The 10,911-nt window shown below is 42.3% G+C and carries 6 protein-coding genes and 1 pseudogene; 4 read left to right on the top strand and 3 right to left on the bottom strand.

Going from position 1 to position 10,911, the window contains the following annotated elements:
- The first annotated feature begins 409 nt into the window (after nt 1-409).
- Together ACPK8D_RS05860 and ACPK8D_RS05855 are read left to right on the top strand one after the other, a co-directional pair.
- Nucleotides 410-844 (top strand): ester cyclase, encoded by a 435-nt coding sequence (locus tag ACPK8D_RS05860; protein ID WP_424716905.1) that lies wholly within the window; start codon nt 410-412, stop codon nt 842-844.
- A gap of 184 nt (nt 845-1,028) precedes the next feature.
- Nucleotides 1,029-2,084 (top strand): metal-dependent hydrolase, encoded by a 1,056-nt coding sequence (locus ACPK8D_RS05855; protein ID WP_424716904.1) that lies wholly within the window; start codon nt 1,029-1,031, stop codon nt 2,082-2,084.
- Nucleotides 2,085-2,156: 72 nt separating this feature from the next.
- Here ACPK8D_RS05855 and ACPK8D_RS05850 read toward each other — a convergent pair whose 3' ends face one another.
- Entirely contained in the window at nt 2,157-3,380 is a 1,224-nt protein-coding gene (locus tag ACPK8D_RS05850) for a carboxypeptidase regulatory-like domain-containing protein (protein WP_424716903.1), read from the bottom strand.
- 111 nt (nt 3,381-3,491) lie between these two features.
- Between ACPK8D_RS05850 and ACPK8D_RS05845 the strand changes: the two are divergent.
- Nucleotides 3,492-3,812 (top strand): annotated as a pseudogene (locus ACPK8D_RS05845) (metal-dependent hydrolase); the annotation flags it as partial.
- A gap of 3 nt (nt 3,813-3,815) precedes the next feature.
- Here the strand turns inward: ACPK8D_RS05845 and ACPK8D_RS05840 are convergent.
- Entirely contained in the window at nt 3,816-6,818 is a 3,003-nt protein-coding gene (locus ACPK8D_RS05840; protein WP_424716902.1) for an HD domain-containing protein, read from the bottom strand.
- Between the two features lie 296 nt (nt 6,819-7,114).
- On the opposite strand from ACPK8D_RS05840, the gene ACPK8D_RS05835 reads away from it, so the two are divergent.
- Nucleotides 7,115-7,633 (top strand): YIP1 family protein, encoded by a 519-nt coding sequence (locus ACPK8D_RS05835; protein WP_424716901.1) that lies wholly within the window; start codon nt 7,115-7,117, stop codon nt 7,631-7,633.
- Nucleotides 7,634-8,020: 387 nt separating this feature from the next.
- On the opposite strand, the gene gyrA is transcribed toward ACPK8D_RS05835, so the two are convergent.
- On the bottom strand, nt 8,021-10,900 hold the full coding sequence (gyrA, locus tag ACPK8D_RS05830) for a DNA gyrase subunit A (RefSeq protein ID WP_424716900.1): 2,880 nt from the start codon (nt 10,898-10,900) through the stop codon (nt 8,021-8,023).
- Between the last annotated feature and the right edge of the window lie 11 nt (nt 10,901-10,911).

Raw genomic sequence — 10,911 nt, 5'->3', positions numbered from 1 at the left:
ATATACAAGGAAACTATGGTTTAGATATTTAAAGAGAAAAACGAAGAGGCGAGGGTTCACTTCATCCCCTACCTAAAGGAAGGGGTATTCGTGACCCTCTGCGCTCCCGTTGTAATAAACTTTTTTCTAACATTTCTATTTTCCATTAGCTGGAAAATAAGGAAATTTGTGAGAGGCAAAACTCAATTGAATTAATATAAAACCGTAAAAATATATCTAAATTGGACAATATAATTAATACCAACTCAAAAACATATTAAAATTAATAAGTCTATTCGCCTCTGTTCGCAATTTCCGGGCTAATTACTATCTAATTATGTGTTTTATTAACTTTCATGGATTGAAACTGAAAATTAAGTTTAATTGGCAACTGGATGCTAGAATTAAGAGTAAATAGGAGATGAAATAAGTGACCGTAGAAGAAAACCTGCAACTGATGGTAACCCTGGACGATGCATGGAACTCACAGGACTGGGATACCTTCAAGAAACGTCATGCTGAAGAGGTCGCCGTGTACTGGCCGGGTCAACCGGAGCCGACGAGAGGAAAAAAGGCGCACCATGAAGAAGCTGTACAATTTTTTAAGACTTTTCCAGACAACCATATCGAGAACAAACCATATAAGGTGCTTTTTGGCCAGGGCGACTGGACCTGTTCAGTAGCCACGTTCACAGGTACCATGAAAGGCCCTATGAAAGGAGCTGATGGAAAAGAAATTCCACCTACAAATAAGAAGTTTAAAGTGGAATTCTGTACAGTCGCTCACTGGAAAGATGGTGAGATCATCGAAGAGAAACTTTTCTATGACCTTGTGGGATTGATGAGACAGATTGGCCTGATGTGAGGGAAGAAATAATCAATTGTTCAAATCTACCATTAAAATCTACCTGGAGCTTTTGGTATCTTCTGTTTTTGATATTTTCTTCATTTTTTATTTCTCCTTTTTTGGCGGGTCCATTTTTTGCAAGTCCATTCAATTAAAGATATATATTTTCACAGTTCTCTTCCTTAATTAAGGGATAAAACAAATGGTAAACACACTCTCCCATCTGGGAATAGGACTTCTGATCGCACTGGCTCTCGGCTTCAGGGGAAAAAAGCGAAATACTCTGGCATTCCTGGCAATCCTTCCTGACCTGGATTTTATTCCATACGCTATATTTGCCCTGGTTGGCGGCAGCGTGAGCCACGAGGCGCGAAACCAGCTTTTCTACATGTTCGGCCACAGGGAGTTCATGCACTCAATCCTTTTCATCCTGCTTGTTACGCTTTTGATCTGGCTTAAAACAAAAGACCGCCTGTTCACAGCCGCCGGGCTTGCAGCCATCGTTTCCCACGTCTACCTCGATTATGTGACAAGCTGGAAAATGCGTCCCTTCTACCCCTTCAGCACCGAAACATCCACTCTCGGAGCCGTTCACTTTTTCGACCCGCTGGCAAACCTCATCCCCCTTCTGCCCGTTTTCATCGTACTTGTGGGATACCTGAAAAACCGGGGAAAGTGGAACGGAAAATTCGAGAATTTCTGCGCCTTTGTCACGAACAACCGGAGCAAATTTTATACAACCCTCGCAGTCGTGCTTGTTGTCTGGCTTATTGCAGTCCTGCCTGTGGGAAAACTATTTCTTGTGAAAAATGTTTCCGGCGCGGAAGGCGCAAAAATAAGCTATCAGGACACCTATCCCTCGTCTTTCGGGAAATTCATTACTGCATATCCGTATAACTCCACTCATTACAAAATCATGGAAGTGAGCTACTGGTCAGGCATCGAAAGAAGTGATTATATCGAAAAAACTAACGTGACCGGCGCCGTTCCCGATGCCTCCGCCTATGTCGAAAGAGCCGGAAAACTCTACAGCACAGCCGTTCCCCAGGAAATCGATTATCCTGTCTACAATGTTTCGGAAGAAAACGGCTCGGTAACTGTCATGCTGAGCGATGCAAGAAATCCCTATGTCAAATACTGGGCTTATTTTAAAACGGTTTACAGGTTCGTTTTTGATACTGAGAGCGGGGAATATGTGGCATATGCGAGTATGCAGGGGGGAAGGGAGAGGGAATTGGAGGAAAACTGGTTTGGATGAACCTTTCCGTAAAGCATAGGTGAAGTGTTTTTAGATTTCAATGAATTTTTTAATCTATTAAGATTTAAACAGTCAGACCTTTCGTTTTCTCGTCACAACAAGCAGCAAAACAAGAACTGCAATCGCTTCAAAAATACCAAATCCAGGAGACTCTCCAGTTCCAGTAGCCGTGGGGGTTTCCGATGGGACTCCGAGCGTTGGCGCTGTAGGTGTTTCGGTAGTCAATGCCGGTGTCAGAGGCAGGTAAGCGGTAGCAGTTGCGCCCGGAGTTACCGTAACGCTTGTGCTGCTGGTATTGTATCCGGTTGCGCTGGCTGTTACGGTATATGTGCCAGCATCTGTTTCTATAATGTAGTTGCCAGCGTAATCCGTAGTTGCTGTTACACTTCCTGCTGTTACCGTCGCACCAGGTATTGCTGCACGGGAATTGGCATCAGTAACCGTACCTGTTATTTTTCCAAGGGGAGCAGAAACCGGTGTAAGGGCCAGATTCCCGAAAGCAGTTGTGCCTGGAGTTACCGTAACATCTGTACTGCCCGAATTATACCCGTCTGCGCTGGCTGTTACGGTATATGTGCCGGCAGCGGCTTCTATGGTATAGCTGCCAGAGCTATCAGTAATTGCTGTTATGCCCCCTGCTGTTACCGTTGCTCCGGATATTGCTGCGCCTGAATAGGAATCGGTCACCGTGCCTGTTATTTTACCGATAGAAGAAGTCACTGGTGTAAGGGTAAAATACGCAGTAGCAGTTGCACCTGGGGTTACTGTAACGTCTGTGCTGCTTGAATTATATCCGCCTGCAATGGCTGTTACGGTATATGTACCAGCAGCAAGCTCTATAGTGTAAGTGCCCGAGAAATCCGTAGTTGCGGTTATGCCTCCTGCTGTCACAGACGCTCCAGGTATTGCTGCACGTGAAACGGCGTCAGTTACCGTGCCTGTAATTTTTCCGGGAGGAGCGGATACCGGTGTAAGAGCCAGGTTTCCGGGAACAGTTGTACCTGTAGCTACTGCAATGTTTATGCTGCCTGTATTGTATCCGTTTGCGCCGGCTGTTATGGTATATGTTCCGGAAGCAACTTCTACTGTGTAACTGCCAGAGTTATCAGTAGTTGTTGTTATGCTTCCTACTGTTACAGTTGCTCCGGGTATTACCGCGCCTGTATAGGAGTCAGTTACCGTACCTGTTATTATTCCGGTATCAATAGCACTCGCTGGCCATACCGCAGCCCCTGAAAGCAGCAGTACTAAAATCACAATTTTTATATTTTTAAAGCTATTCGATTCTTTAGTCATAACTACTCCCCCTTCCAGGAACCTATCCGAAAACAGTGTAACTCCTGGTTATCCGTTTCTATATTGGATATATAATTTCCATTATATAACGTCAGCTAAATACAAATATAGGGGATCGAAAGAAGCGATTATATCGAAAAAACTAACGTGACCGGCACCGTTCCCGATGCCTCCGTCTATATCGAAAGAGCCGGAAAACTCTACAGCACAGCCGTTCCCCAGGAAATCGATTATCCTGCTTACAATGTTTCGGAAGAAAACGGCTCGGTAACTGTCATGCTGAGTGATGCAAGAAACCCGTATGTCAAATACTGGGCTTATTTCAAAACGGCTTACAGGTTCGTTTTCGATACGGGGAGCGGGGAATATGTGGCTTATGCGAGTATGCAAGGGGGAAGGGAGAGGGAATTGGAGGAGAACTGGTTTGGATAAACTTCATATTTCAGAATCAGTTAACTCATAATTCCAGAACCAAGGTAGATCATCCACTGAGAAACCAATAAAGTCTTCATCACGAGAAATAGCTCCTATGTTTTGGGCTTCTTCCCAATATTCTTCTATCGCTTCGTAAAATTCCTGAAATATTTGCGGATTATATTTTATAATTCCAACTAACGCATAATTAATATTGGCACTTTCCTTGAATCTATGATTTCGTTTCAAAGAAGGTGAATCGATTCTCTCCCACAAGTGCTGTAAGCATCTTTCAATTTGGTAAATTAATAATTTCAATGCCTCTGAAGAAATTTCATCTTTTGGTTTATCATCATTGAGAAGTTTTGCAAATAGTGGATGATGAGCATTGTAAATGACGTCGCTAAACAGATTAGGATCTTCTGGCGGCCAATTAATATCTGGAGGGTGAACAAAAAGCGGTTCTTTTTCTATTTGGTCACCATGCATTCGGTACGTGAAGTTCGTATTATAACAGAGAGAAAAAGTACCTTCACTTATTTGATCACTGAATGATATAATTACTAATCCAGGAATGGAAGTGATATAAATATCAGAAAAACTTCCTAGTATTTTATCTAAGAAGTAATATCTTGGGAAACTACCTTTTTCTTCATCCATTAAAATAACTGTCTCTTCACCAACAAGGCGTGTAGTCTCTTTTAATATAACTGCATCAGGTATTTTCTCTTCCCAATCATTGATACCAACAATTGCTAAATTAACTTTATTCAAATTTTCCATCACTTTGTATGTCCTTTGTCCATCGTCAGAAATTGTCAATAAAGGCGCATAATTCAGAAAAATATACTCAATAAACTTTCGAACTTCTATCTCTTTGTAGACAAAGCCACCAATCCGATGTTTATCAGGAAAACTATGAATATTCACTTCCAATAATTTATTGACAATTTCAACATATTCACTAATTGAACTTGAATCTCTAAGCTTTTTTAAATATTTTTCATATGCCTGCATAATTCCTGATTGTATAATATCAATTAATTTTTCATACCTTTCATCCCTCACTATGTCCAATCTGTTTGGTGACAATGATAATTTAGATTGACCCGAGAGATTGATTGATGCTTGAATGTTAAAAAATAAATTTTCAGGTAAGAGTTTATCGCAAGGAATTGAAAATCCATTTTGTGCAAAAACACTGTATTCTGATTTACCAAAGATCGTATTAGAATTATCAATAGGTCCAAAAATTCGCAATTTTCCTTCAATGCCTTTTGTTTTATCATCGAATACGATTTCAAAGTATTCTTTGGTATCCTTTACATTATATATGTTCTCACCTGGTAAATAAGGCTTATATGTCACTGTTTTTTCGCTTGTCTCAATGATTATTGAGTACTCTATAAAAGGAGCAATCTCTGATATTTTTTCAACTAAATATATAGAAGAAAAAGGATGATTAGATTTCAGAGACAGGGTTATTTTAGTTCCGATCTCAACACGATAAGGAGGCCTTCTAACAAAGTAATCATAAGCAGTAGGAATTTCAACGTTTATTGGGGCAGGTGGATTTAGTGGATCTAATGGTTTTCTCCTGCTTTCTACTCTAAAACTGGAAGCGACCATAAAAATAGATAGAATACCTATTCCAAACTCACTGACTGGATCAATTTCTACTCCGCTTGAACAGCATTCTGAACTGTTGTAATAACTTTTTCCAATTTGCAAAAAGTAATTCTCGAAAATATACTCATCCATTCCAATTCCATTATCTTCAATGATAAGTTCTTGATCTTTCAAAGTAATTTTTATGAATGGTGAGAATGGATTCCCTTCATTCTTTTCCATCGATTCACGGTAACGAACAGCATCTACAGAGTTCTGCAAAAGTTCACGGAGAGTTAAAGTAGAGTCTCCATATAATTTCTCCCCCATCAAAAGATCAATAACTCGATGAAAATCAAGTTTGAAATGGAAATCTGAATATATGTATTCTTCATTTGACCTAATATTCTCTTTTGTAACTGGTTTTAAAAGATCTAGTCTATATATTTCTGCTAAGTCATCTTTATAGCGTGACGTTAAAAGGATGCTTTCTTTGCGCTCGGTTTCGATCATATCAATAAATTCTCGGAGTGCACGTTCATAGATAGGATGTTCGCATTCTGCTTCTATATTTATTTCTTCTGGAGATATTTTACATCCAATAATTGAAAGATGTTTTTTCCACTCCTTGATGCTTGTCTCATCCTTTGGGTTAATAAAATCAAGTAAGCATCTGGGTGTGCGTTCTGGATCAAGATCCAGAATGTCAGCTAAACGAAGAATAACAGATAAATACTGCACATTAACATTCTGATCTCCAACCAGAGCATTACGACGCCAATGTTTTGTATCGTAAAGATCTCTCACAGGCAAACCGTGACTATCGCAAACTGCTTGCACTAGTTTATAATAGGGAATCCCGTTCCATGATATGGGTGTTTCTTCTAACCTATACTTTTCTTTGATATCTTTGATATATTCGTGAGAACGTTCTACGTGATTTCTACGGAGAAATTCCGTAAACAGTTTATCTTCAATAAATGTCGCTGTACGATGATCCCCATTCTTTTTTGCTTCATCAAACTTAAGGCTCAGTTCTTCATCGAAAATTCGAAGTTTAGCAAATTCGGGGCTATTGGCAATGATTTTCTCTCTTTCGTCTCTTGAGGCTGTCATACCTATATCATGAAGGTATGCAGAGTAAATGAGTATCGAGAGTTCGATAATATTTAAGTGATCAAGAGTGTCTGAAGGTATTATTTTGCCCATCAGTTCAACCACTTTTGCACTATGGTTGGCATTATGCAAAGTGAACTCAGGCATGTTTTCAGGAATTCTTTCTAATAAAGGAGCAGTCTCACGAACAACTGAAATTATATTTTTTGAAATTTCGTGTTCTTCGAGTAAGTCTTCTTTCTCAAGAAGCTTTTGAAAAATAACTGTTTTCTTCAATCTTGCAATCGCAGTTTCAGGCATCTATTTGCTCCTTTCTCTTTGCGAATCCTTTTGACGTATCACCTGATTAATTTTTTGTTTTTAGTTCGGCATGTCAATCACGTACTTCTACTTTTTTTAGGTCTCCTCCGCCTGCTCCGCAGGCGTATACCTGCCCTGTTTTAAGAAGCATCAAAACTCAAACCGACCTTGAATAATGAAAATTCTGAAAAATTATTCCTTAAGCATCTAATTATTAAAAATATTCCAAAGTAGTCCGTTTTTTGGAAAATTTAATCTATGAGCACCTACATTTAAAATAATACAAAGGTGTTTTTGTGAATTATTTTACTGCATTCACGGATGTATTGCTGAAACCTTCAGAGTTTTTCAAAAGAATGCCTCGTGAGAATAATTTACTTCATGCTTTGATTTTCAGCATAGTGTTTCTGTTAATTACAGCATTAATCGGGAACTTTTTTGAAACCATCTATATAAGTCCATATCTAACAATCCCCGGAACGATCTTTATTAAAGAAGTTTTTGTGATTTTTACTGTTTATTTATTTGTTACGGTAGGTAATATTCTCTCTTTCACACTGCTTGGAGCCAAAGGAATATATAAAGACACTTTCATTATTTTTGCTTACTCAACCGCAGTTATGCCTCTCGAATTTTTACCTGTATTCCCAATAAATACAATAATGAGCATTTACTGGATACACGTTTGCATTCGAGGCGGACAGTTTGTTTATAATCTTAGCTATTGGAAGTCATGCCTTATTGTGTTGATAGGATCATTCATCTTTCCTATTCTGCTCGCCTTTCTAATAATTGACATCGTATACGCTCTGTGAAACCGGAAATGTTCATGTAGCTTGTCACTCCGACAGAAGTTAACTGACTTTTCTCAGAAGTTACAGGGAAAAGGCCAAAAGTTTTACTGCATTTTTAAACCTTACACTGCGATTTCACATTCATTTATAAAGAGTAGTAAAATACCAACGAAAGCTATATAACTAAACTTCCAGATCCGCAGCATAAGGCTCTAAAATTCTAAAAAAACCATACCTTCCGGTACTCAATCTCCCAAAAAGCCTATTCAAAAAACCCGCCCCGAAAAATAAGTCCCCGCCCGGCTCCCCTCCGGACTGAAACCCGCCGCCGGAAACCAATCCCCCAAAAATCTTTACTCCGGCAGCAGTTTGAGTGAAGAACTATTTTTCTTCACCCACGTAAGTTAATCAGTCTTCTTCAACTTCTTCAACTTCTTCAACTTCTTCGGCTTCATCCTCTTCTGCTTCTTCGGTTTCTTCTGCTTCTTCGGTAGCTTCGAGGTCTTCAAACTCGTCAGGCTCTTCAAAATCCTCGGTTTCGTCCTCCGGAAGCTCAACTTCCTCGCCGGATGCGGCTGCTTTTGCGGCTTGCAGGGCTCTGGAGGCTGTAAGTTTCAGTTCCTCTTCGGCTTTTCCGTTCTGGATCCTGGCAATGCCTGCGACTGTATCGCCGGATTTGAGATTAATGATTCTTACACCCTGGGTATTTCTGCCCTGGATTGAGATCTCTTTGGCCGGGATGCGGATAATGATGCCTTCGGCACTGGTGAAGATAAGTTCGTCATCTTCGGCTACGGATCTAACTCTCGAAACCGGGCCGTTCCTGATGTTGGTCACGATTGTAATCACACCTTTTCCGCCGCGGCGGTGGGGTGGGTACTGGCTGTATTCCGTACGCTTACCAAAGCCGTTTTCCGTCACCGTCAGGAGGGTCGTGGTTTCGTCGACAAGGTCCGTGCTTACTACCTCGTCGTCAGGGCCTTCGAGGGTCATGCCGCGAACTCCTCTCGCAGTTCTGCCCATAGGTCGGACGTCTTCTTCGGAAAAGCGGATAGCTTTGCCTTTCTTTGAGACCATGACCACTTCCTTTTTCCCGTCGGTCAGAAGAACTTTTACGAGCTCGTCGCCTTCGTCCAGGCTGACTGCAATTATGCCGGCTTTCCTCGGGTTCCTGAACTCGGAGAGAGGAGTCTTCTTGATTGTGCCTGCCCTTGTTGCCATAAGCAGGTACCTGTCTTCGGCAAACTCTTTTACCGGGATCATGGCATTGACCACTTCGCCTTCCTGGAGTTCCAGGAGGTTTACTATGGCTTTGCCTCTGGACTGCCTGGAGCCTTCCGGGATCTCATAGACTTTCTGCCAGTAGAGTCTGCCCCGGTTCGTAAAGAACAGGATATAGTCATGGGTTGAAGCAATGAAGAGATTTTCCACAAAGTCTTCTTCCTTCATCTCCATGCCGATAATACCCCTACCTCCACGGCGCTGCATAGTGTAAGTACTGAGAGGCAGGCGCTTTATGTAGCCTCCGTTCGTAATCGTGACCACAACTTCTTCTTCATGAATCAGATCTTCGTACTTAACCTCAGCAGCATCCTGCACAATTTTTGTCCTGCGGGCATCTCCGTACTTTTCCCTGAGCTCCAGGAGTTCGTTCCTGATTATTTCGTACTTGAGTTCATCGCTTTCAATAATTCTCCTGAGTTCGCCGATCAGCTTTGCAAGACCTTCAAGTTCATCAAGGACTTTCCTTGTCTCAAGCCCTGTCAGGCGCTGCAGGCGCATATCAAGGATAGCCTTTGACTGGACTTCGTCAAGGGCGAAGTTCTCCATAAGGCCCTGCTTTGCTTCATCCGCATTTGCCGAGCTCCTGATAAGAGCAACCACCTCGTCTATATTGTCCAGGGCAATTCTCAGCCCTTCAAGGATATGGGCTCTCTCCTCGCTCTTCCTCAGGTCATAAAGCGTCCGCTTCTGAACAATCTCAATCCTGTACTGCAGATAGATCTCAAGAAGTTCTTTCAGGTTCAGCTCTTTTGGCTTTCCGTCAACAAGAGCCAGATTGATTATCCCAAAGGTAGTTGCCATTTGCGTGTGCTTATAGAGCTGGTTTAAAACAACCTTTGGATTCGTGCCTCGAGAAAGCTCGATAACAACCCTGATCCCGTCCCTGTCGGACTCGTCCCTGAGGTCGGAAATTCCAATAATTGTCTTTTCCCGAACCAGCTGGGCAATATTCTCAATCATCCTGGCTTTATTCACCTGATAGGGAAGCTCGGTTACGATAATCTGCTGCCTGTCTTTCTTTAACTCCTGAATCTCGGCAACTGCCCGAATCTTTACAGAGCCTCTTCCGGTAAGATATGCCGATTTTGTACCTGCGGTCCCAATAATATGGGCACCTGTGGGGAAATCGGGCCCTTTGACTACATTCATGAGCTCGGGAACCGTAGATCCGGGGTTCTCGATAAGCATGAGGGTTCCGTCAATTACCTCCCCTATATTGTGGGGAGCCATGTTTGTTGCCATCCCGACTGCAATACCTGTAGACCCATTGATAAGGAGGTTCGGAAGTTTTGCAGGAAGGACCTCGGGCTCCTCCAGGGACCCGTCGTAATTGGGCCTGAAAGGCACGGTCTCCTTGTCGAGATCTGCCAGCATCTCCTCTGCGATCCTATCCATGCGGACTTCAGTGTAACGCATGGCAGCAGCCGAGTCCCCATCTATTGACCCGAAGTTTCCCTGTCCATCAATTAAAGGATAGCGAAGGGAGAAATCCTGGACCATACGCACGATACTGTCATAAACCGCAGAATCTCCGTGCGGGTGGTATTTACCGAGCACATCTCCTACTACACGGGCTGACTTCTTATAGGGCTTGTCATGCGTGATCCCTGCCTCTTTCATGGCAAAAAGGATCCTGCGGTGAACAGGCTTTAAGCCGTCCCGGGCATCAGGAAGAGCTCTTCCGACGATTACACTCATCGCATAATTGATGTACGAGCGTTTCATCTCATCATCGATAAGGATGGATGTTACTCCTTCTCTTTCGGGTTCCGGTTCTTCGCCCTCAAGCTCTTCAGGTGCAGGCTCTTCAGGTGCAGGCTCTTCAGATGCAGGATCGGATTGGGTTATTTCAGAATCCTCTTCCGACTCCTCGGGTGCAGGGTCGGGTGCAGCTTCCTGTTTTTCTACTTCGGGCTCTCCATCCGGCCCGTGAGGGATAAGAGTAGTTTGATAAAATTTTTTCATTTCAGTTTCGGATTTATTTTCGTCTTGGTCATTTGCCATTTTTAGCCACC

This window comes from Methanosarcina sp., from assembly GCF_049706645.1.
GTDB lineage: Archaea > Halobacteriota > Methanosarcinia > Methanosarcinales > Methanosarcinaceae > Methanosarcina.
Note: the sequence above shows the minus strand (reverse complement) of the source record. Positions and strands in the feature narration are given on the sequence as shown.

What these genes read in the sequence shown, in the direction of transcription:
- ACPK8D_RS05850 (WP_424716903.1), bottom strand. Translation starts at nt 3,380, where the DNA reads ATGACTAAAGAATCGAATAGCTTTAAAAATATAAAAATTGTGATTTTA.
- ACPK8D_RS05855 (WP_424716904.1), top strand. Translation starts at nt 1,029, where the DNA reads ATGGTAAACACACTCTCCCATCTGGGAATAGGACTTCTGATCGCACTG.
- ACPK8D_RS05840 (WP_424716902.1), bottom strand. Translation starts at nt 6,818, where the DNA reads ATGCCTGAAACTGCGATTGCAAGATTGAAGAAAACAGTTATTTTTCAA.
- gyrA (WP_424716900.1), bottom strand. Translation starts at nt 10,900, where the DNA reads ATGGCAAATGACCAAGACGAAAATAAATCCGAAACTGAAATGAAAAAA.